We start from the raw sequence: 23,922 nt of genomic DNA on the forward strand, positions 1-23,922 counted from the left end.
CTTTACCCTTCGACTCACCTTGAATGGTGTAATGCCAGTTCTGCACACCCTGGCCCTGCGCACTCGATACCGATACCATGTTGTTTTGAGGAGGGTGCCCGCATTCATTCAAAAATCGATGGGTGTCCCGGTAGTTATTCTTGAGCTGGGTGCCCAGCTTAATATTATTATTTTTTAATATTGGCTATGGCTAAATAGCGATAGAAAGCACGCGGGCACCTTGGAACTACCTAAATTCACCTCCGATAAACAAAGAACATCACATTAAACCCAGCGGCAACTAATGGAATTAATGCAAACATAAAACGCATAGAATAAATCTCATAATTCATCTCCATTCTTGACTTTCTGTATATATAGTCACCCCGCCATTCTATTGAGTATATTTTATTACCATACAAAACCAAGTCTATCAAACCATAATTACGATAAGAGAAATCACAATCTAGCGCTTCTAGATTATAGTACTCAACATATTCGCCATTTAGTTTTCCTTGAACCTTAATAATTCCGTCTAGTTTAACGTGTTTTTCCTTACATATTACAACCGACTCGTGCAATGTAACCTTTTTTAAATCCGTTGGTATAACAAAAGATGAAAGAAAAAACACAATGATTGCTAACAAACTAAATAGAATAGCCCTTACGATATATAAAGATGAAGGGCTCACGCCCTTCTCTCCGTTAATTGGCCTAAAGATTTTTTTAGTTAACCACTCGGCAAGTCTGATTTTCGGCATCATTCACAAAGGCCCCTTCGGGTGGCGCAAGTAAATTGTAGGGTGAGTTAAAGAGGTCAATTGATGTCGAAACCGCATCCATGGTACTAAGAGAGTTAGCAGCACGACCATTAGGTGCTCTTACAACCAACCTCTGCATGTTTCGCGTAGAATTAACACTCAACTTCATTGATGTGTTTGCAATGGACACTGCAGCAGCAGGAGCGGCAATGCCTCCAGAGACAACAAGCCCAACCGTATCATCAACAGCTGTAATGGTGGCAATAGTCTCGTCTGACGCCCCAAGCGCTTCGGCAACATTCGCTGCAGCTCCTTGCCCAGTAAATACCTTATTCATACCATTCACAAACAATGCCCCCGCAAGAGTTGCTGTTTGACCTGCACTCAAACACGAGGCTCCGAATGTAGCTGGGCACGCTCCTCCTTGTGGGATTACTGTCAATCCCAATCCCACTCCTGACCCTGCTTCCAAAGCCCCGCCTACTCTTACTGTAAATTTTGTTGCTTCATTAAAATCAGCGAAAGAGTTGTACGGGCTTTCCATCTCAACACCGAGATCCTGCAAGTCTTGTGTAACATCAACACCTTGGAACAACCCATTCCAATCCAGCTTACCTAACTGGTTGCCACCAACATAGCCGTAACGTATCTGTTGACTTGGGTCCATCATTAAGTCTTGACGAGTCAAGCCTGATTTAGCCAGCAACAAATGGCGGGCAGCCATTGGTGTTTGCAGTTGCGCAATGTTGTAGTAATCCGGCTGCAAGAAGCGCTGAATATCGGCGCTGTACCAACGGGCATCCATATGCGTTAGGTTGCTCATTGGGTCTGAATAACGACCGGTAAACAAGTATGGCATAGCAAAGGTTGTGTTCCAACGCGCATCCGTATGACCATCAGGGAAGCCACCATAAGGATAACCCTTCGACTCACCTTGAATAACATCTTTCGTTATTAAAGGATAACACCGGACTGCTCAGCGCTTGCACAATTTCACGCTTGTACAATTTTACGCTTGTACAACGTCCACCATATTTTGCGATAGCTCACGAATTTGATTGAGTATGTTTTCTAGTTGGTTTTGGCTTTCGCGCAACGATTCGGCGGCAGCATTTTGGTCGGTCGAAATGCTGGCAAGGGTTGCTGAGTACTTGGTGATTTCTAACACATCTTGGTTTTGCGCCGAAATCTGTGTCGATATCCCTTGCATTTTTTGGTTAATACTTTCTACCGTTTCTTCAACCTCTGCCAAACGCTGCTTAGCGGAATCGACGACGTGCACACCCTGCTCCACGCCAGCAATAGATCTTGAGAGTATCTCTCGTATTTCATCGGCCGAGGCGTTAGACCTACCAGACAAGGTTCTGACTTCATCGGCAACTACGGCAAATCCGCGGCCACTTTCTCCGGCACGAGCAGCTTCGATCGCGGCGTTTAGCGCCAGCAGATTGGTTTGCTGGGCAAGACTATTGATCACGCCAATGGCCTCACCTATTGCATCGTTGTTGTCTTTTATAGATTGCATGGCAGCAACCACTTCGCCCATTGCCGAAGCGCTTAGTACGGTAAGGTCTTGAGCTTGTGTCGATTGCGCCGACAGCTCACTAACCATTGTTTGCCCTAACTGCAAAGACTGTTCAATTTCTTGTAAACGTTTATTAAAAAAACTAGAAGATGAGGCCAGCTCTGCCGACTGCTGAGTCATGTGTTGTATATTTTCGCGAACGCGATGCTGCACGGCTTGCAGGTCGTTTGTTGCTTGTACCAACACGTCAATATTTGATTTAGCAACGTGCAGCATGGTTTGTGACTGTTCCATGCTGACGGCGAGCGATTTTGCCGTCGTTTCTGCTTGCGCAAGGGCCATACTTGCCTTGTTCGTACTGTTCGTTCGCAATCTATGACCGAATAACTGCACAATGGTGACAAGTATCAGAGGCAATAAATAGCCAGATATGGTGTCGGTACGAAGCTCGTCGGCGGTTAGCGTCACGTTAGGCGCTTGGTGCGAATCGGAAAAGGCCAAAACCATAAAAAAAATCAGTGCCAAGCCATTCACCGCCGCCCACAACAAACTAGATAAGCGCCCGGCAACCAAAAACACCAAGACAATGTTTACTACTACCCAAAGAATATGCTGCGAATCCAGGCCGCCGGTTTGATAAACCATATTAAGCGAGTGAGCCGTTACCCCCAAAAACATCACATGCATGGCAAGCGCAATATTGGCACCAAACTTAATGAGCAAACTGGTTGCCAAGGAAGCAGCCAGTACCAACCAGGATGTGAGCACCAACGCTGGCACATCAAAGCTTTGCCATTTCATCCAGCTATACAACCAAACAAGGTAGCCAAAAAACGTGTACAGCAACACGATGTTGGTATTTTCGCTAGCCAAATCACTAGATGGGCGCTTCGCAGGCTTAAACAAGGTGAAGTACCAAGACAGAGGGTTGATCATAATGTCTCCATTCACAGCCGAAGCATAACAATTTTGCAAGTGTAGTCGCTGCAGAGAAATTTAGCCTGCTGATCGCCTGCGTTGGTCATCGAGGGTGGCACAGAACGCAAAAAGCCCCGCATGTGCGGGGCTTTCTTAGAGCTTAATCAGATCTCTGATTATTCTAGGTTATTACCTAGAGATTCGTTCATTGCGTTCAATAGCTCACCGTTATCGGCGTCGATTTCCCACATGAACAGACCGCCTAGACCATTCTGGCGAACGTAATCGCCTTTGGCTTTAACCGATTCGACTGAGTCGAACGATACGAACTGACCGTTAGTTGGGTTGAACAACCATGCCGCGCCGTATTCTGGCTCGTAGTGGTATTCCCAATCACCTTTACCAGTTGTAGGGCCAGTCATCCACTCTTGACGAGCGTAAGCATAGTCAACAATGCCATCTTCCCATGGTGCAACGTTACCTACTGCAACACCGCCGCCAGAGTAAGGAACACGAAGACCTTCAGCACCTTTCCAGCCTTTAGCGCCTTCTACTTCTGTACCAACAGAAGCGCGACCGCCATTGCCGTCATCCGGTACACCTACCCAGCCACGACCGTAAGAACCTACACCTAGGCTTACTTTGTCTGCAGGGAAGCCACCGTTAATAGCAACAGAAACTGTACCGATTGCGTTCCAATCGTTCTTCTTCTCAGTCGTGCCATCTGTGTATTTAAGTTCAGGGCCTTGAGGGAATGACAGTGAAGTCTGGTGACCAATTAGGTTGCTCCATGCGCCTGCATAGTCGTAGGTCATGAAGTTGATGCCATCGTAGTAATTACCAATCTCAGCCCACTCGATGCCTTCAAGACGGCGAGGGTCTGGAGATACTGCAGCATGAAGCTCGAATGGTTTACCGAATTCAGCAGCAAGCTGGTCAAGCATTACACGCAGCTCTTTCGAAAGCAGTGTAAAGTTGCGGTAGTCACGCTGACGTGCTGGCTCTTGACATGCAGCCAAACCTTCAACGTAGCAACCTTTATCTGGGTCGTTACCGCCTGCACCTGGGAATTCCCAGTCAAGATCGATACCGTCGAATGTTGTTGCGTAGTCACGTAGGAAGCGCTCAACCGAATCAACAAAGATCTTACGAGTCGCGGCTGAATCTGCCATTTCATAGAATGGACGAGATAGTGTCCAGCCGCCAACTGAAGGGATAATCTTCAATTGTGGGTGCACAGCTTTAGCACGCGTCATTTCAGCTAGTAAACCAGCAAACTCACCTGGTTTTAGGCCATCACCACTTGGGTATTTATCTGAAGGGTGGAAGCCTTTTTGTGCTAATGGGAACTCATCGTAAGTATTTACTTCGAAGTCCTGCTGTGCCCAGCCGTTGTTCGCTGCTCCTTGGTTCAATGCAGTGGAGTTATCACCACGAATTGTCAAGAACGCGTAGTACATGTGAGTGATTGACGCTAGTGGTGCGTCTTCTAATAAGAAGTCACGGCCGTATACACCCCACTCTACGAAGTAAGCACCTACTTGCTTACCTGAAGCCGTGTCGTAGTCTTTCCACATACGCTTCAGCGGATGCGGCCAACCAGCAGTGCTGAGCTCACGACCAGAAGTATCGATAGCACGACCAGCACACCAGTTAGGATCTAGTGGACCAACAGTTATCCAATGAGGATCGTAAGAGTTCGCAGGTTCGAAATCTTTAACAGGTTTAACACCTGCATTCATGTATGTTGACGCTTTGAAGATCGTACCTTCGAAGTATACTTCAGTACCCTGAGCATACGTTTCGTTAGACTTCCAGTTACTATCTGGGCAGTTAGGTACTGGCAGGTTAGTTGGAACTGTAGTCGGTGCCGCAGTTGGTGCTGCAGTTGGTGCTGCAGTTGGTGCTGCAGTTGGTGCTGCAGTTGGTGCTGCAGTTGGTGCTGCAGTTGGTGCTGCAGTTGGTGCCGCTGTTGGAGCAGTAGTTGGTGCCGCAGTTGGATCTACAGGGTTAGTAGAACCACAATCTGTTGCTACACGCCATGAGTTAGCACCAGCACTACTTGTTGGCACTTGATACTGCTGACCTAGTGCGTACAGCTCATAAACTACGCCTTGGTATGTAACCAAATCACCAATTGCGTATGTACTCCATACAGCAGCATCAAATTCAGGCGCATCACATACGATAGGCGCTTGAGTTGGTGCTGCAGTAGGAGCCGCTGTTGGAGCAGTAGTTGGTGCCGCAGTTGGGTCAACTGGCACTTCAGTAGGGGCTGCAGTTGGATCTACTGGTACTTCAGTAGGTGCTGCAGTTGGGTCTGCTGGTACTTCAGTAGGTGCTGCAGTTGGGTCTACTGGTACTTCAGTAGGTGCAACAGTTGGGTCTACAACTGGTGTAACCGATGCCACAGGAGTGGTAACACCAATGCTGGTTGAGCCGTCTGGGTTTTGCGTTACTGCTACATTACATGCAGACAGTGCAACCGCAGCCGACACACCAAAAGCTAAGCTTTTTAAGCGATATGCGTTCATGTTGTTCTTCCTCTAAGTAACCAACTTACGTTGGGTGCTTTTTATTTTCAGCACATTAACGCTATTAATAGTAATGAGGAAAGCAACGTAAAGTGAGTGTTCAGATTTCGTTTTGAGGAAGGGTTAACACTAACTAGCCGGTTAGGCAAAATATTGAGAACTACTCGGCAAAATGCAGGGGGCCAAGCCCCCTGCGCAATGTGATCAAGGTCATGTTTACTCTAGGTTGTTGCCTAGCGATTCGTTCATCGCGTTGAGCAACTCGCCTGAGTCCGCATCTACTTCCCACATAAACAAACCACCAAGGCCTGCTTCTTTTACCCATTCGCCTTTGGCGCGAACCGATTCAACTGAGTCGAATGATACGAAGCGGCCTAAAGAAGCATTATACAACCAGGCAGCACCATGCTCAGCGTCGTAGTAGTACTGGTAGCCGTTTTTGCCGGTTGTTGGGCCACTCATCCACTCTTGACGAGCGTAGGCGTAGTCAACAATACCCGGCTCCCATGCGGCAACATTGCCTTCGCGAATACCACCTAGCGAGTAGGCTACTTCTGATTCTGGCAACCAAGCTTTCGCAGTCGATACAGCTTTGTTAACATACGACACACCGCCATTGCCATCGTTTGGCACACCATCCCAGCCACGGCCATACGAACCCACACCAACGCTTACTTTGTTTGCTGGGAAGCCACCACGCAGTGCAATACCCACACCGCCTTTTACGTTCCAGTCATCGTATACAACCGTTGAGCCATCTTTCATTTTTACTTCCGAAAGAATTGGGTAGGACAATGACGTTTGGTGACCAACTACATTGCTCCAACCACCCGCGTAGTCGTAAGTCATGAAGTTAATGCCGTCGAAGTATTTGCCTAGCTCAGCCCATTCAAGGCCTTCTAGTGCACGAGGGCTTGGCGCCACCGCAGCGTGTAGCTCAAACGGCTTACCATATTCTGCAGCTAGGTCATCTAGCATTACGCGCAGCTCTTGTGCTAATAGGGTAAAGTTACGATAGTCAGCCTTGCGCGTTTCATTGGCACAGTTCGCATGACCTTCAACATAACACCCTAGGTCTGGGTCGTTACCAGCAACCCCTGGGAATTCCCAGTCTAAATCTACGCCATCAAATGTAGTGGCATAGGTGCGTAGGAAACGCTCTACTGAATCAACAAAGATTTTACGATTCGCCGCTGTAGAAGCCATTTCGTAGAATGGGCGCGACAGTGTCCAGCCACCTACCGACGGAATGATTTTCAAGTGTGGGTGTGCGGCTTTAGCACGGGTCATCTCTGCTAGCAAACCAGAAAACTCGCCTGGTGCTAGGCCATCACCACTTGGGTACTTGTCTGATGGGTGGAAGCCTTTTTGTGCCAGCGGGAACTCATCGTAAGTATTAATTTCAAACTCAATATTGGCGAAACCGTCATTGGCAGGGCCTTCGCTAATCGCTGTTGAGTTATCACCTTTAATTGTTAAGAAGGCGTAGTATAAGTGGGTAATAGAAGCCAGCGGTGCGTCTTCCATCAAGAAGTCACGACCATATACACCCCACTCTACGAAGTAGGCACCGATGTGCTTACCCGACGCATTGTCGTAGTCGTTCCACAAGCGTTTCATCGGGTGCGGCCAGCCCGTCATATCTAATACTCGGCCAGACGTATCTATCGCTAAACCATCACACCAGTTCGGGTCTACTGGGCCTTCTGTAATCCAGTATGGTGGTTTGCTGTATTGGCCTTCTGGAACAAAGTCTTTTTTCGGCTCAATACCAGCGCTCATATATGCTGAAGCAGTAAACACAGTACCTTGATAATACACTTCAGATCCAGCTTGATAAGCCTCGCCAGACTTCCAATTACTCATTGGGCAACTACCAGCAGGCACATCGGTCGGCGCAGAAGTTGGCGTAGTCGTTGGCATTGCAGTTGGAGTAGCGGTAACAACTGTTGTAGCCGTTGGGCTTGCAGTCGGAACCGTTGAAGGCGCAGCGGTTGGGTTAGCCGTTACCGTTGGCGCCGCTGTCGGCGACGTGGTTGCAACCGCTGTTGGAGTGGTAGTTGGTTCTGCAGTTGGCTGAGCAGAGCCACAATCAGTCGCTACGCGCCATGAAATTTGACCATACGGACTATTCGGAGCCTGATACTGCTGACCCATCTGGTATAGCTCGTACACCACACCTTCATGAGTAACCAAGTCACCTAGCTGATAGGTAGTCCACTGTGCCGCATCGAACTCAGGCGCATCGCAAGCTAATGGCGCATCAGTAGGTATTGCTGTTGGCTGCGCTGTAACGCTAGTGGTTGGTGCTGTAGTTGGTTGCGCCGTAATGCCAGTAGTTGGCGCTGCAGTTGGTTGCGCCGTAACGTCCGCAGTTGGTGCTGCAGTTGGTTGCGTCGTAACGCTAGTGGTTGGCGCTGCAGTTGGTACCGCAGTTGGCTGACTAGTTGGGATTAGGCCATTGCCATCTGGCAATGTGACCGTAATTGAGCCTTGATCAGTACAGCCGGCCAGTACAACAGCAGCTGCAATTAATGTAAGTGATGAGCGTTTATAAGCCATGTTCGAAAAACCATGTTGCACGAAAAGTGCGCAGATCTTGCGTTAGGCCTGCTAAACAAACAACCATGAATGACTAAGATTGCGGACGGATTCACACACAATCGAAACAAACTATAAAACAAACAATATGAAACTGGTACCAAAATTTTAAAAATATGAGAATCCTATCACGATTTTTGTGTTCAACTGGTTATCTTACTTATACTTATGGTTAGCAATGCACCTTTTTAGGTAATCATGAAAAAACGAGTTTGCACAAAAAACCCCGCACTGGGCGGGGTTTGGCGTCAACATTTTGAAGCTGACGAACTTATTTGTACTCGCCGATTACTCGAGGTTATTACCTAACGACTCATTCATCATGTTCAATAGCTCACCATTGTCGGCGTCGATCTCCCACATAAACAAACCACCTAGGCCATTCTCGCGAACATAATCGCCTTTGGCTTTTACTGACTCGACAGAGTCGAATGATACGAACTGACCATTAGTTGGGTTGTATAACCATGCCGCGCCGTATTCTGGCTCGTAGTGGTACTCCCAATCACCTTTACCAGTTGTTGGGCCAGTCATCCATTCTTGACGAGCATAAGCGTAATCTACAATGCCGTCTTCCCATGGCGCCACTTTACCTACTGCAACACCACCACCTGTATAGGGAATGGCCTTGCCTTCAGCACCAGCCCAACCTACGGCACCTTCAACTTCTGTACCAACAGAAGCACGACCGCCGTTGCCGTCATCTGGTACTCCTACCCAGCCACGGCCGTAAGAACCTACGCCAATGCTTACTTTGTCTGCCGGGAAGCCACCGTTAATAGCAACAGAAACCGTACCGATTGCATTCCAATCGTTCTTCTTCTCAGTCGTGCCATCTGTGTATTTAAGTTCAGGGCCTTGAGGGAATGACAGCGAGGTCTGGTGACCAATTAGGTTGCTCCATGCACCTGCGTAGTCGTAGGTCATAAAGTTAATGCCATCGTAGTAGTTACCAATCTCAGCCCACTCAATACCTTCGAGACGACGAGGGTCTGGTGATACTGCAGCATGTAACTCGAGCGGCTTACCTAACTCAGCAGATAGTCGATCAAGCATTTCACGCAGCTCTTTCGAAAGCAGCGTAAAGTTGCGGTAGTCACGCTGGCGATCAGCCTCCTGACAAGCAGCTAAGCCTTCAACGTAGCACCCCATATCTGGGTCGTTACCGCCAGCACCCGGGAATTCCCAATCTAGGTCGATACCATCGAAAGTAGTGGCGTAGTCACGCAGGAAGCGCTCAACCGAATCAACGAAGATCTTACGAGTCGCTGCTGAATCCGCCATTTCAAAGAATGGGCGCGATAGCGTCCAACCACCCACTGACGGGATAATCTTCAACTGCGGGTGCGCTACTTTAGCGCGAGTCATTTCGGCCATCAGACCATTAAAGTAACCTGGCTTCATTGCCTGAGTTACAGTGTCAGCACTACGCTCACCTGGGCCGTAGGAATTTACAAAAAGAGGCGGTTCATCGTATGTGTTAACTTCAAAATCTTGCTGCGCCCACCCATCATTTGCGGCGCCTTGATTGAGAGCTGTTTTATTATCGCCCCGAATTGTAAGGAACGCGTAGTACATATGAGTCATAGAGGCGAGAGGCGCATCTTCTAGCATAAAGTCACGACCATATACGCCCCACTCAACGAAGTATGCACCCACCTGTTTACCCGAAGCGGTGTCATAGTCTTTCCACATACGCTTCAGTGGATGCGGCCACTGAGACATATCTAGCTCACGGCCCGAGGTATCAATTGCTTTACCTGCACACCAATTTGGATCCAACTCTCCAATCGTTATCCAATATGGCGTCCACGTGTTATCAGGCTCAAAGTCTTTCACTGGCTTAATGCCAGCATTCATGTATGCAGAGGCTTTAAACAAAGTACCTTGATACGTTACTTCCGAGTTTTCCTGATACGCACGCCCTGCACTCCAGTTGCTATCTGGACATGTTGCGATAGGCAAACCACTTGGCGTAGGTGATGGAACAAGGGTAATAGATGGCGTAATAGTTGGTGCTTGAGATGGTACCAATGTGGTCGATGGAACACCTGTTGTGGTTGGCGTCACAACCAAAGTAGTAGAAGGCACAGTCGTAGTGACTGGCTCTGTAGAGCATTGACCTACTTTTTCCCAAGCATCGGTCCAGTAGAGGTCGACACCAGGCTGATAGCCAGACAATCCACACCACCCAGATTCCGAGCCCGATTTGCATTGGTATATATCACCAGCACTCTGAACCTGATCTCCTCCTGAATATGTGACGCCTGCCTCCCAAACTGGTGCATTACATGCAGGCACCTGAGTTACTACCGGCGTGAGTGATGGCAACAAGGTCGTCGTTGCCGTTGGTACTAGCGTAGTGGTCGGCACTAAATCGCTTGTCGGCGTAACTGTTGGGTCTACCGGAGTCGGCTCAGTAGTTGTGGTTGGCGTAACCGTTACATCTACCGGAGTTGGCTCAGCAGTTGTGGTTGGCGTAACCGTTACATCTACCGGAGTTGGCTCTGCTGTTGTGGTTGGCGTAACCGTTACATCCACCGGGGTTGGCTCAGCTGTTGTGGTTGGCGTAGCCGTTGTATCCACTGGGGTTGGCTCTGCTGTTGTGGTTGGCGTAACCGTTACATCTACCGGCGTTGGCTCTGCTGTTGTGGTTGGCGTAGCCGTTACATCTACCGGCGTTGGCTCTGCTGTTGTGGTTGGCGTAGCCGTTACATCCACCGGAGTCGGCTCTGCGGGTGTGGTTGGCGTAACCGTTACATCCACTGGAGTCGGCTCAGCAGTTGTGGTTGGCGTAACCGTTACATCCACCGGAGTCGGCTCAGCAGTTGTGGTTGGCGTAACCGTTACATCTACCGGAGTTGGCTCAGCTGTTGTGGTTGGCGTAGCCGTCACACCCACCGGAGTTGGCTCAGCTGTTGTGGTTGGGGTAGCCGTCACATCCACCGGAGTTGGCTCAGCTGTTGTGGTTGGGGTAGCCGTCACTTCCACCGGAGTTGGCTCAGCTGTTGTGGTTGGCGTAACCGTTGGATCTGCAGATGGCAAAACTGTTGCAACCGGTGTAACACTAGTAACGGGTGTTGCGGTCTGATCGTTATTATTACCACCTATGGTGCTGCCGGGTGAGTCTGTCGTGCTGCTATCAGCACAGCCTGCGAGTGTTACAGCGGCAATTGCCGATGCTAACAACGCTCTTGAGTACTTGTTTTGTAACATGCCTTTATCCATCCGCAATGATATTTACATGCTCAAATCTTACTCAATTGTTAGGTTCACATTACATACATTTATAAAACAAAACCCAAACATGTGACATCATTCACACTATTCGGGTTCTGTTATTTCACGTAACCAGCGTAATTTTATTGCTTAGTTATGTAAGCTATGGTTGCTTACCGCCAACCATGATTGACTGGGCCAATCAGCGCATTCACTGCGCGAGCCATGGCAGTGGCCGTCGCACGATAACGGCAGTTATGCTTGCCGGTGGCAATAATTGCCTGATAGCCCAATTGCAGTTTTATAGCGATTTCGGTTTGATCTTTCACTTCGCGAGCGGCGAAGTTTATTAACTCCAGTGGCGCACCAAGCTTTTTCGCCAGCAACGCGGTTGTTGCGCGCTCACATGGGCCCTGAACCGCTTCACTAAACATATTGCCATGAACACTGCCGTACACTTTTACGCCGCCCGCAACGGGGACAATGTCACCAATGGCAACGGCACCTTGGGCGACCCCTTGGTCTTCAAAATCAGGCCTGTCGAACATCGTCTACCACTCCTTCAGCAATGGCTCGGTTAACCGCACTCATTAATGCATTTAGTGCCGAACGTAGAATGTCACGATGCTTGCCACTACCTACCACAATGCGGTCACCAAATTTGACGACCATGTGCGCCATGGCTTCAGACTCAGAACCCTGAGTTAGCGCGTGCTCACGGTAGTCTTCAACGCTAATGGTTGTACCCAACCATTGGCTTAGGGCATTACTTGCAGCAGCGATAGGGCCAGAACCAATGCCTTCAATGTGCTTGCCATCATTAAGCTTAAGCATTAATACATCACGGTCGCCGTCGGCACTTACACTATAGCCAGTTAAACACAAATGCTGAGTTTGATTGACGAAGTGGTCTTCTAGTACTTGTAAAATTTCTTGCACAGACAACACACCACCTTGAGCTTCGGCAACTGGCTGAACCACTTTTGCCAAGTGTGGGTGGTAAGCAGTTGGTAGGTATACTTCTGCTTGTTCTTCTAACGTCCAAGCAATCCCACCTTTACCAGACTGAGAGTTCACGCGAATCACAGCTTCGTATTCACGCTCAACATCCGCTGGGTCGATTGGCAAATAAGCCACTTGCCAGTGCTCGTCTTCGCCTTGCTTCGACATTGATTTACGAATCGCATCCTGGTGTGAGCCAGAGAACGCCGTGTAAACCAACTCACCGAACCAAGGGTGACGTGGGTGAATCGGTAAGTCGGTGCAGTACTTGTACACACGCTCCATGCGCTTGCGCTGTGAGCAATCAATTTCTGGGTCGATGCCTTGCATATACAAGTTCATCGCCATGGTAAGAATGTCCATGTTACCAGTACGTTCGCCGTTACCGAACAAGGTACCTTCAACACGGTCGGCGCCAGCTAATACCGCCAACTCGCCTGCTGCCACAGCACAGCCGCGGTCGTTGTGAGTGTGAACCGACAAATGCACACCATCACGGAAGTGCAAACGCTCATGAACAAACTCAACCATGTCGGCAAAGACGTTTGGCATAGTCATTTCAATGGTGGCTGGCAAGTTAATAATTGCTGGCGCCTCAGCCGTTGGCTGCCATACATCTAATACTGCATTACACACGTCTAGGGCGTACTCTGGTTCGGTGCCAGTAAAGCTTTCTGGCGAGTATTCAAAGCGCCACTTAGTTTGTGGATACTTTTTAGCATACTCTTGCACTAACTTAGCGCCATTCACCGCAATATCTTTGATCTCTTCTTGCGACTTTTCGAATACTCGCTCACGTTGAACAATCGACGTTGAGTTGTAGACGTGTACGATGGCTTGGTGCACACCTTCAAGTGCTTCGTAGGTGCGTTCAATTAGGTGTTCACGCGCTTGCACCAATACCTGGATGGTGACATCTTCAGGAATACGGTTCTCTTCAATGAGCTTGCGAGTGAAGTCGAACTCAATTTGTGCCGCCGATGGAAAACCAATTTCGATCTCTTTAAAGCCCATATCGACCAAAAGCTCAAACATTTCCATTTTTTGCTCAAGGTTCATCGGTTTAACCAAGGCTTGGTTGCCATCGCGTAAATCTACCGACGCCCAAATTGGCGCTTTTTCAATGCGCTTGGTTGGCCACTGGCGATCTGCTTTATCAATTGGGTGCCACGCTTTGTACTTCTGGTGATTAAAAGCCATAACTGTTCTTCTCTAAATTTTTTGATTGATTAAACGCTTGGCAGGCGGCTTGCCAGTTTTTGGGCCGCTGAACACCACCCATTCGTGGTTCAACGACCGCTTATTAGTCGCAGTACGAATAGAAGGTTGAGCTGTAGTGCGTTGACTTGATAAAACATTTTTGAACTCTTGGATGAAAAACACATGAAAACCGTAAACTGTTTATAGGCGCTTAGAGGCCCAGCAGTCGTAAAAGGTTTAGGCGGGTAAGTCGTAATGTCATGTTTTTCATACACTAAAAGTTACCAAGTATCAGCAGGTGAATCAAGTAAAGTATTTGCGCAAAGCGGCGGAATGTGATTCCCAACCGCTCCTCGCCTCGCGATTTCTACGTTGCACCTTAAACCAAACGAGTATAGCTAGGCAGGCAACACCTCAGCCGGGGCATCGATAATCTGCAACCCTTTTTCTAGCGCTTCCATGCGTGAACTTACAATGTGTTCGTCGCCCAACCAGCTGCGAATCTCCAAACGTTCTAGCTGTTCCATGGTTTGCTCATTCGGGCTGTATAGAAATACTTGGCAACCGGCATCCAGCGCATCACGCATGGCGTTTTCTAGTGCGAGCGCCACGGTCACGTCTATCATGGGTACGGCACTTAAATCTAATACCATGGCTCGGTACTGATCCACCGCAGCATGCTGGCGGGCAATGGCTTTCGACACGCCAAAAATCATTGGCCCACTTAGATAAAAGAACAGCAACTGGCCACCGGCTTTATCCAGCATGGCGCGCTCTTCTTTTTCCAATGGCACACCATCATCGGCATCCGATATTGCTTTCACATTGCGCTCTTGCACGCGGCTTAATTTTTCGATGGTTATGATATTGGCCAAAAACACCCCAATACCTACGGCATAAATGAGGTCGACAAACACGGTAAGCAGCAAAACGCCATACATGATCACCGTTGGCACCATCGACACATTGTGAGCACGCTTAATAAAGCTCCAGTCGAGGATATTGAGCCCCACATAAAGCGCGATACCGGCGAGCACCGCCATTGGAATCGGCTGCGTAAGCGGGGCAAACCAAATCACCACTAGCAACAGAATCAAGCCACGAATAATGCCCGACGCCGGTGAACGAGCCCCTACTTGCACATTCACAACTGTCCCCATAGTCGCCCCAGCGCCAGGGAGTGCACCAAAGAAACCCGACACCATGTTGCCAACACCCTGCCCCATCAACTCTCGATTCGAGTCATGCTCTTTGCGCGTTAAACTATCGGCAATGACTGCGGTCAATAATGTATCGATACAACCTAGGGTGCCCAATACCAGTGCATCGACCAGCATGTTGGATAACATATCCAGCGTAAAAGTAGGCAATACAATACTTGGTAACCCACTTGGAATTTCGCCAATTCGGCGAATGTCAGCACCGCTAAAAATCACCATGGAAATGAGCGTGACGGCCACAAGGGCGATCAGCTGTGGCGGCACCAAACGTTTGTACTTTTTAGGCATAAAAAATAGGATGGCAAGCGTCATCAAGCCCAGTAGCAGCTCGCCGAAGTGCATATTGCGAATAAGATCTGGCAACGCCATGATGGTGCCCATAGCACCACCGGCCGGAGAAGGCTGGCCTAAAAATGGACCAAGCTGCAATATCACCAAAATAACACCAACGCCGGACATAAATCCCGAGATCACGCTATATGGCATCAGGGTGATATATTTCCCAAGCTTTAGTGCGCCCAGCGCAACTTGAAATAGCCCCGCCATCATTACGACGGTAAAGGCCATAGCCAACCCCTGCTCTGGGTAGTCGGCCATCATAGTGGTGAGTACAGCAGCCATCACAACTGTCATTGGCCCAGTTGGTTCTGAGATCAGTGTTCTCGAACCACCGAATACGGCAGCAAACAAGCCAACCAAAATGGCGCCCCACAAGCCTGCCTGTGCGCCGGCCCCGGATGCAACGCCAAACGCCAGCGCCATCGGAAGAGAAACAATGGCAGTTGTTACCCCACCAAAGAGATCGCCTTTTAGATTAAACTCTTCAAACCTTTGCGCCATCAACCTCATGCCATCTCCTTAACAACTGCTCAACCAGCAGAAAAACCTGAATTTTAGCAGTGTACCGCAATTTTATCCGACCAACGTTGCCCGGTGGGCAATACAGCGTTTACGCTTGAATCATTCGAGTGCAAAAACTAGACACCCGCCTTCGCGGGCGTGACTCTGCGTCATTCCCGCAGTCTTTTAGCGGGAATCTAGTTTGTAGGTTTTACAAAGCGTAGCTTTGGGAAACAATTAATCGGGTAATACATGTCGCCCGAACCTCTGGTTCGTGCGACCTACAAAGGTTGCCAATCCTGTTTACGGGCACCACACCCCACGCTTTTAAGCCAAAAAAAACCCTGCCGTGGCAGGGTTTTTAATGCTTGGCGTTTAAACTAACGCTTCACCAGTCATTTCTTTTGGTTGCTCAATGCTTAGCAACTTCAAGATAGTTGGTGCTAGGTCACATAGGCGACCATCTTTAAGGTTAGTGGCCTTGTTGGCGTCTTGGCACGCATATACTAATGGCACTGGGAAGGTAGTGTGCGACGTTACCGCGCCGCCTGTTTCAGGGTCTACCATCAGCTCAACGTTGCCGTGGTCGGCAGTAATTAGCGCTTCACCGCCGGCTTTAAGAATTGCCGGGATGATTTTGCTTAGTGCTTCATCAACCGCTTCAACGGCTTTCACTGCCGCTTCCATATTGCCAGTGTGACCAACCATATCTGGGTTTGCATAGTTACAAACAATCAGATCTAGTTCGCCCGTTTCAACCTGTGCAATCAGCTTTTCAGTTACGATTGGCGCGTTCATTTCTGGTTGTAGGTCGTAAGTAGCGACCTTAGGAGAAGGCACAAGCTCACGACGTTCGCCAGCAAACTCAGACTCACGACCACCATTAAAGAAGAAGGTTACGTGCGCGTACTTCTCTGTTTCAGCAATGCGTAACTGCTTACCACCAGCGTTGGCGACCACTTCACCCAATGTATTAACTAAGTCTTCCGGCGGGAAAGCACAGCTTGCGTCAATGTCGGCTGCGTATTCGGTCATCATTACGAAGTCAGCAATTGCTGGGCGTTTGCTCAGATCCATATCCGCAATATCGGCATCAACAAATGCTTTAGTAATTTCACGCGCACGGTCTGGGCGGAAGTTAGCGAAAAGAATCACGTCGCCATCTTCAACGGTTGCTACTTTGCCGTCTTTTTCGATGATGGTTGCAGGGCAGAACTCGTCGTCTTTGTCAGCCGCGTAAGCTTTTTCAAGACCTTCAAGTGCCGACGCAGCAGTGTGCTCCGCTTTACCTTGCGTGATTAGGTCGAATGCTAGCTGTACACGATCCCAACGGTTGTCGCGGTCCATTGCGTAGTAACGACCGATCATGCTTGCCACGTGGCCAACACCAAGCTCAGCTAGTTTTTCATCTAGCATTTTCAGCGTGCTTTCAGCCGAGCGTGGCGGTGTATCACGACCATCTAGGAAGGCATGTACGTAAACTTTTTTGGCACCGCGCTTGGCCGCCATTTCAACTAGGCCAGCAATGTGCATGTCGTGGCTGTGTACACCACCAGGTGATGCCAAGCCAAAAACGTGTACCGCTTTGTCAGCGCTCACTGCGGTATCAATCGCTTTAGTCAGGGCAGCATTTTCTAAAATAGTGCCTTCTTCAATTGCTTTGTTGATGCGCGTGTAGTTTTGGTAAACGATGCGACCAGCACCAATGTTCATGTGGCCAACTTCAGAGTTACCCATTTGGCCTTCTGGTAGACCTACCGCCAAGCCAGAGGTAGCAACCAAAGATTTTGGGTAATTCGCCCATAGGTTGTCCCAGAACGGGGTGTTCGCTTCTTTAATCGCGTTCGATTGCGACTCTTCACTAAAACCAAAACCATCAAGAATAATCAGTGCAACAGGTTTGTTAGCCATAATGCGTACCATTGTGAGAACAGGATTTCGGACAGATTGTAGCCATTTTGTAAGTAATTTACGAGTATTTGACCACTGAGCTAGCGCAATACTCCCTTCGATTGTTGCAAAATTACATCCAATGCGAGGGTGTTCAGGCGCTGCGCATTCGTTATACTTCGCCCCTAGTTAACCATTGTTGGACAAACACATGCTTGAGCAAATATTTACGCTAATCATTAACAACCCAGTTTTATCGGCGGTTTGGCTGTTTTTCTTGGTTGGCTTAATTGTTACCGAATCAAAACGCGGCGGTAAAAGCCTCACCACGACCGAGGCGACCCGAGCGATCAATAACGACAACGCCTTGGTATTAGACATTCGCAAAAAAGATGAGTTCCGTAAGGGCCACTTGCCAGATGCGCTAAACATTCCAATGGATGCGTTGCAAAATCGATTAAGCGAGTTGGAAAAGCATAAATCGTCCCCAATTATTGTTGTATGTAAAACCGGCACAACTGCTGGTGGTGCTGGTGGCATGTTACGTAAAGCCGGTTTTGAAGATGTTCGTCGACTAAAAGGCGGCATTTTGGAATGGCAAGCACAGAACCTGCCGTTAGTGAAAAAATAAATTGGTGCACACATGAAGCAGGTCACGATCTACACTACTGCAACTTGCCCATTCTGTATTCGCGCTCTTATGCTGCTAGACAGCAAAGAGGTTGACTACGAGCAAATTGCAGTGGACGGCAATCCAAGCCTTAGAGCCGACATGGCTCAAAAAGCGGGCCGCACGTCGGTTCCCCAAATTTGGATTGGAGATACCCATGTTGGTGGTTGCGATGAACTCTACCAACTGGATCGTTCTGGTCAGCTCGACGCCTTACTTAACGAATAAATAGGAATTCCTCATGTCTGAACAACAACAAGGCCCACAGTTTTCTATCCAGCGCATTTACTTGAAAGACATGTCTTTCGAGACGCCAAACTCACCAGAAATCTTCCGTGAAGAGTGGAAACCACAGCTTAAGTTAGACTTAGATAACAAAACGACTAAGTTAGACGACGACAACTGGGAAGTGGTACTAACCATTACCCTAACGGCAAAAGTGGGTGAAAAGACTGCATTCTTGATTGAAGTACAACAAGCTGGCATCTTCTTGGCCAAAGGCTTTGAAGAAGACCAGTTGAAAAACATGCTTGGTTCATACTGCCCAACGACATTATTCCCATATGCGCGTGAGACCATCGACAATTTGTTGGTAAAAGGCAGCTTCCCACCAGCAATGCTTGCGCCAATCAACTTCGAAGCGATGTATCGTCAAGCGCAGCAGAATCAACAGCAAGCTGCGCCTGCAGCAAGCGAAGAAGCTCAGCACTAAGCGCTACTGATGCTCAATTAAAGGGAAGCCACGGCTTCCCTTTTTTCGTTAAAGGCGTTAGTGAAAAAGTTGCAGCGCAAACCAGCGTTTATCGTCCATCCAGGTTCGCTGTAGTTGCCAATCAGCAGCATCGGCCATGCTTTCCATATCCGGCAAACTAAATTTTCTATGCGCGCCAGTAAAAATTGGCTCGGCGATACTGAGCTTAAATTGTTGCCCAGCAACGCTTACCTTCTGAGTGGCCAAAGACACCAAGTAACTTTCAACACTGTGCGTGATTCGATTATAAGATGCTTTATGGTAGTAGCCATTTACATCAAAATCGGCCGCCAACTCACGATTTGCCCGCTTGAGGATATTGAGATTAAGTGCCTGCTGCAGGTGACTACGATCGTTATAGGCCGCTTCGAGTACCTCGGCATCTTTAACCAAGTCGATGCCAACTAACAATTTTGCACCAAAGCTGCGCACTTGCCGCATCACGTTAAGCGCTTGCTGATGAGTGATTCTGCCAAGCATTGAACCTGGAATATAAATCACACAATTGCCATGCCCATGCCAGTTTCTGGGCAAGGGTTCTTGTAGCGACCCATCTAATAATTCAACGGGCAGTTTGCGATACCTATATTGCAGCTCTATCTGGTAGCTATTGCGCGTTTCTATTGAAGCGCACACACCAACATAAGCTTGTGGTTTGAGCAGCTGATCGAGCAAGGCGGTCGTGCGCAACCAGTGCTCACAGCCATACTCAACAACCAGCGCATGATGACCAACTTCCACAGCGATATCCTGGGCATAGTCCGCCAAAATTGCTGCTTCTACTCTGGCGGCATAGTATTCGGGTTGTTGATATAACCGCGCCAACAGATTCATTCCATGTTGGTCGAGTGCCCAGTCATGCGAAAGTACCTTTTTTTGCTGAGCCAGGCCATGCCATACATCTAGCTTAAACTGTTCTGCTCGCATGTTGCTTTGCGGGTACTGGTAAGCTTGTGTCATGCAATGCTCCTTGCTAACCGCAGCCCCGTCATATAGCCGCGTTCATCAGCTGTTAAAAACTTCCTTGAGCTATGTCGAACTAAACTTGCGCCGGTAAAACATGACCCACCACGTAATACTTGTTTGCTGTGTAAATCGCTACTAAGAAACTGATTGATTAGCAGCGAGTTGTCTTGCGCAGTGGGGTACATGGCCGCCTGACTGGTTGTCCATTGCCACACATCACCAAACATCTGGCGCATCCCCGTGCCTGCCAAACCGGGACTAGGATGCATATATCCATGATCTAGGAAGTTTCCCTGCACGCTTAACTCGGCCGAGGCCCACTCCCATTCAAACTCTGAAGGCAGGCGCGCACCAAACCAGCGGGCAATCGCTTGCGCTTCAAAAAAACTCAAATGGCAAGTAGTGGCAGCAGGATTCAGTGATTGCCAACCGTTTAATGTGTACTCTTTCCAGCTATTCTGTTGGCGCCAGTAATTAGGCTTGGTTACATTGTGCTCGGTTCGCCACTGCCAACCACTTACCGTCCAAAGGGCGGCGTTTTGGTACCCCCCATCAGCAATAAAATCTAGTACATCTTGGTTACAAACAGGCCGATCAGCCAGCTCAAAAGCGCCAATGAGCACTTCATGGCGCGGCAGCTCTGTGGCGAAACAAACTCCTTTGCCAGAGTGTCCAATGGGCGCAATTTGCTGAGCATAGCGACAAAAACTGATCGGCTTAACGTCTGTCTGGCGCTTTGGTGGTTTGGCTTGATAACTTGGCATCAATGGGTTGGCAGCAAACATGCTTTTGATGGTGACTAGTATGTTCTCTTGCTGCATTTGCTCATACTGCAAACAAAGCTCTAGCGCTTGTGCAAAGGCCTCGTCATAATCACTGTGAAGTAAGCCAGTGACTTGTTCATCAACATGCTGGCGGTAATCCAATACATCAATAAGAGTTGGACGACTCCACTGCATGACCGCTTTGGCCGGGGTGAAGTTAAAAATTTGATCGAACTGCTGACGATAAGGTTGATATTGAGGAATAAAGGGTAGCAACAAAGTCTGCTCAATCACCCAGCAAACATGCCCCAAATACCACTTAACAGACTGAGTATTTTCTCCACTAGCACAATAGTCCTCTACTTCTAGAGGGTCACAAAGCATCTCGGTAAGCTGGCGAACTTGTTGATAACGAACAGCGAGGCTATGCGTGAGGGTATCGGCGTCTGGCATGATTAATCCTTGAAATAAAAAACTCCTACTGCTGTTTAGGTTAGCCCGCAAATTGGTGTTTTCCAGCGTTTCTATATGACTTTTTCATGACACTCTTGTACAAAATAAAAGCAAGATTGGGCTATTTTGTGTGAACCACTTCAAATCAGGCATCTCAGCCAACCCTTACAATCGCGTAACCATATGAGCTGTATCAATTGGATTTTTCATGGCGCGCTTTCTAAAACATTTTTTTGGGCTTGGCCTAGTTCTTACACTAGCTGCCTGCACGGTTGAGCCAACGCAAAACTATACGTCTGGCAGCAGCAATAATGGCTCTACCACTAATGCGGCAGAGGAATACGCGCAATCGTGCATAGGCTGCCATGGCGATAAGAATCAGTTGGTCGTCAACCGAACGTTTGCAAGCGAAGCTTTGCTGGCAAGTTACATTGAGAACGCTATGCCGCCAGCAACCCCTGCCAGTTGTGATTCATCGTGTGCCAGTCGGCAAGCTCAGTACCTGTGGGATTTATATAATGTGCCAACCAGCACACCCACTGCAACGCCAACTAGCTTACCAACAGGCCAGCCGACGCCTACACCAACAAACAGCACAACGCCAATTGTGAGCGCGACAGTCACTAGCACGCCGACCCCGACTGCGACACCAACGACTCAGCCGACGGCAACAATCACCCCTACACCAACCAGCGCACCAGTCAACGCTGCAACACTATATGAGCAGCAATGCACAGCATGCCATGGTGGCGCAAAAGCAGGTTTCACGCCTTCAAACGATTGGAATACGCAGCTTAAAGACCAGATTAATAGCTTTACTGACCTAGCCAGCTACATCAGCATCAATATGCCACCAGGCAACAGCACAAGCTGCAACGGTGAATGTGCAACACTGGTCGCACAATATATTTGGGGCTTGCCTGGTGTGACAGACCATTACCTGGGAGGGTCGTTAGGGTCAGCTCAACCACTCAATAAAAAGTTCCGCTTGTTATCGCCTTATGAATACGGCAATACCATGCGTGACCTATTCCCGAACATTGATAAAACCATTCATGCACTAAACGACTCAGATATGCCTGCCGCCGTTGTGGTGAATAACTTCGATAATAATGCTGAAAAAGCATCTATTAGCGCTCGCCATTTGCAAGTTCTGCTAGGCAATGCCGAACGGGTCATTGAAGCTAAAACAGCCAATGGCCCACTAACCCAATGCAATGCTGCCGATGCGGCAGAGTGGCAGACCGGCATAGAATATGTAAAAGATGACATTGTTTCCTATCAGGGCGCATTGTACCAAGCCAAGTGGTGGACAAAAGATGAAACACCTGGTTCAGCGAACGTATGGGCACCTATCGAAGGCGAATCTTGGGACCAGTGCAGCGATCGTTTCCTTAGCGATTGGGGTACGAAAGTTATGCGCCGCCCACTTACCGCCGATGAAACGTCGCTGTATAAAACCAAACTGCTAGACGCCGCAACAGCGAACAATAACTTCGATGTTGCCGCCAATGAAACCTTGCGCGCCATGCTGGCCTCGCCGAGCTTCTTATATAAATCAGAAATCGGTGAAGCATCGGGTTCAACGCAACGCTTAACCAGCTGGGAAATTGCTTCACAATTAAGTTACCTGTTCTGGGGCACTGCGCCAGACAGCGACCTGATTGCCTTGGCAGAAAGTGATCAACTGCAAAGTGCCTCTGTGCGCCGCCAACAAGCCAGCCGCTTGTTAAACGATCCGCGCGCCGATGCGCATTTGGGCCGCTTTGCCAATATGTGGTTAGGCACCAGCGTATTGCCAGGTATCAACCGCGACGTTGAGCTCTATGACACCTTCTCGCCAGCGGTTGGCGAAGCCATGGCTGAGTCGATTGCTACCCACTTTGCACAAGCTGTGCGCGATGGCGAAACGCTCACATCACTGCTTACCGACCCAGTTATTTATTTGAACAACACACTGAGTAACTTTATCGGCTTTGGTAATGTCTCCTCGCCAGATATGCAGCAGGTAGTTGTACCAAGTGGCCAAGATTATGGTGGCATTGTGGCACACCCTGGCTTTATGGCGGCCTATGCCCACAACAACGAAACCGCCCCTATTTTGCGCGGTGTTTATGTTCGCCAACAGCTACTTTGCCAACAGTTTGCTACGCCACCAAGCGATTTAGACACACGCCCACTGCCGCCTGAGGATTACACCACATCGCGTGATAAGTATGGGCAAATGACATCGGCACCCGTATGCCAAACCTGCCATGAAGACATTAACGGTGTTGGCTTTGGTTTAGAGAAATATGATGCAGTTGGTCTCATTCAAACCATAGAAAAGGCAACTGGTAATGCAGTAAACAGCCAAGGCAACTTTACTGACCTAAGCGGCATGAACCCAAATAGCACAACTCAAGCCTTGTTTAGTGGTGGTACCGAAATGGCAGCACTTATTGCCAATGAAGACAGCGTTAATACGTGCATGGCAACTCAGTACTATCGTTTTGCCCATGGCGTAAGTGATGCCGACCCAGTTGCTACCGAACAGCTAGCGAGCATTCTGCGTAACGGTGGCAGTCTGCGTGACATGCTAATCGAAATCACTGCCCTTGATTCATTTATTGAGCGCCGCTAAGGAGAC

The 23,922-nt window shown here is 48.8% G+C and carries 16 protein-coding genes; 4 read left to right on the forward strand and 12 right to left on the reverse strand.

Annotation, left to right across the window (positions count from 1 at the left end; translation table 11 throughout):
• Positions 1 to 236 precede the first annotated feature (236 nt).
• From DUW71_RS01750 to gpmI, 10 genes are all read right to left on the reverse strand, one after another.
• Positions 237 to 743, reverse strand: a complete 507-nt coding sequence (locus DUW71_RS01750; protein ID WP_119393525.1) for a hypothetical protein — start codon at positions 741 to 743, stop codon at positions 237 to 239.
• A complete protein-coding gene (locus DUW71_RS01755; RefSeq protein ID WP_119393526.1) occupies positions 706 to 1,599 on the reverse strand; it encodes an RHS repeat-associated core domain-containing protein in 894 nt (297 codons plus the stop codon). Before DUW71_RS01755 ends, DUW71_RS01750 begins: the two co-directional genes overlap by 38 nt.
• 150 nt (positions 1,600 to 1,749) lie before the next feature.
• Complete coding sequence (locus DUW71_RS01760) at positions 1,750 to 3,201, reverse strand: methyl-accepting chemotaxis protein (RefSeq protein WP_119393527.1); 1,452 nt, start codon at positions 3,199 to 3,201, stop codon at positions 1,750 to 1,752.
• Positions 3,202 to 3,359: 158 nt separating this feature from the next.
• Positions 3,360 to 5,717 carry a glycosyl hydrolase family 18 protein gene (locus DUW71_RS01765; RefSeq protein WP_119393528.1) on the reverse strand — a complete coding sequence of 786 codons (2,358 nt, stop codon included), beginning with the start codon at positions 5,715 to 5,717 and terminating at the stop codon, positions 3,360 to 3,362.
• A gap of 216 nt (positions 5,718 to 5,933) precedes the next feature.
• Positions 5,934 to 8,279, reverse strand: a complete 2,346-nt coding sequence (locus tag DUW71_RS01770) for a glycosyl hydrolase family 18 protein (protein ID WP_119393529.1) — start codon at positions 8,277 to 8,279, stop codon at positions 5,934 to 5,936.
• A 327-nt stretch (positions 8,280 to 8,606) separates the two neighbouring features.
• Complete coding sequence (locus DUW71_RS01775; protein ID WP_158583824.1) at positions 8,607 to 11,534, reverse strand: glycoside hydrolase family 18 protein; 2,928 nt, start codon at positions 11,532 to 11,534, stop codon at positions 8,607 to 8,609.
• 176 nt (positions 11,535 to 11,710) lie between these two features.
• Complete coding sequence (locus DUW71_RS01780) at positions 11,711 to 12,085, reverse strand: hypothetical protein (RefSeq protein ID WP_119393531.1); 375 nt, start codon at positions 12,083 to 12,085, stop codon at positions 11,711 to 11,713.
• Complete coding sequence (locus tag DUW71_RS01785; RefSeq protein ID WP_119393532.1) at positions 12,069 to 13,739, reverse strand: 2-isopropylmalate synthase; 1,671 nt, start codon at positions 13,737 to 13,739, stop codon at positions 12,069 to 12,071. Before DUW71_RS01785 ends, DUW71_RS01780 begins: the two co-directional genes overlap by 17 nt.
• Before the next feature lie 398 nt (positions 13,740 to 14,137).
• Positions 14,138 to 15,808, reverse strand: a complete 1,671-nt coding sequence (locus tag DUW71_RS01790) for a SulP family inorganic anion transporter (protein WP_199671122.1) — start codon at positions 15,806 to 15,808, stop codon at positions 14,138 to 14,140.
• A 366-nt stretch (positions 15,809 to 16,174) separates the two neighbouring features.
• Positions 16,175 to 17,710: a 2,3-bisphosphoglycerate-independent phosphoglycerate mutase gene (gpmI, locus tag DUW71_RS01795; RefSeq protein WP_119393533.1), complete on the reverse strand. Its 1,536-nt coding sequence runs from the start codon at positions 17,708 to 17,710 to the stop codon at positions 16,175 to 16,177.
• A 190-nt stretch (positions 17,711 to 17,900) separates the two neighbouring features.
• Between gpmI and DUW71_RS01800 the strand changes: the two genes are divergently transcribed.
• The 3 genes from DUW71_RS01800 to secB are packed head-to-tail and all read left to right on the forward strand — an operon-like array spanning position 17,901 to position 19,071.
• A complete protein-coding gene (locus tag DUW71_RS01800; RefSeq protein WP_119393534.1) occupies positions 17,901 to 18,320 on the forward strand; it encodes a rhodanese-like domain-containing protein in 420 nt (139 codons plus the stop codon).
• 12 nt (positions 18,321 to 18,332) lie between these two features.
• The gene (gene grxC, locus DUW71_RS01805; protein ID WP_119393535.1) at positions 18,333 to 18,587 is read left to right on the forward strand and encodes a glutaredoxin 3; all 255 of its coding nucleotides are present in this window, start codon (positions 18,333 to 18,335) and stop codon (positions 18,585 to 18,587) included.
• A gap of 13 nt (positions 18,588 to 18,600) precedes the next feature.
• The gene (gene secB / locus DUW71_RS01810) at positions 18,601 to 19,071 is read left to right on the forward strand and encodes a protein-export chaperone SecB (protein ID WP_119393536.1); all 471 of its coding nucleotides are present in this window, start codon (positions 18,601 to 18,603) and stop codon (positions 19,069 to 19,071) included.
• A 57-nt stretch (positions 19,072 to 19,128) separates the two neighbouring features.
• Here the strand turns inward: secB and DUW71_RS01815 are convergent, their stop codons facing one another.
• Together DUW71_RS01815 and DUW71_RS01820 are read right to left on the reverse strand one after the other, a co-directional pair.
• Positions 19,129 to 20,070 carry an L-histidine N(alpha)-methyltransferase gene (locus tag DUW71_RS01815; RefSeq protein ID WP_119393537.1) on the reverse strand — a complete coding sequence of 314 codons (942 nt, stop codon included), beginning with the start codon at positions 20,068 to 20,070 and terminating at the stop codon, positions 19,129 to 19,131.
• Positions 20,067 to 21,293, reverse strand: a complete 1,227-nt coding sequence (locus DUW71_RS01820; protein WP_119393538.1) for an SUMF1/EgtB/PvdO family nonheme iron enzyme — start codon at positions 21,291 to 21,293, stop codon at positions 20,067 to 20,069. Before DUW71_RS01820 ends, DUW71_RS01815 begins: the two co-directional genes overlap by 4 nt.
• Before the next feature lie 208 nt (positions 21,294 to 21,501).
• Here DUW71_RS01820 and DUW71_RS01825 point away from each other — a divergent pair, with 208 nt between their 5' ends.
• Complete coding sequence (locus tag DUW71_RS01825) at positions 21,502 to 23,916, forward strand: DUF1592 domain-containing protein (protein ID WP_119393539.1); 2,415 nt, start codon at positions 21,502 to 21,504, stop codon at positions 23,914 to 23,916.
• Positions 23,917 to 23,922: the final 6 nt, after the last annotated feature.

The sequence above is a fragment of the Salinibius halmophilus genome, from assembly GCF_003577475.1.
GTDB classification, from domain to species: Bacteria; Pseudomonadota; Gammaproteobacteria; order Pseudomonadales; family Natronospirillaceae; genus Salinibius; species Salinibius halmophilus.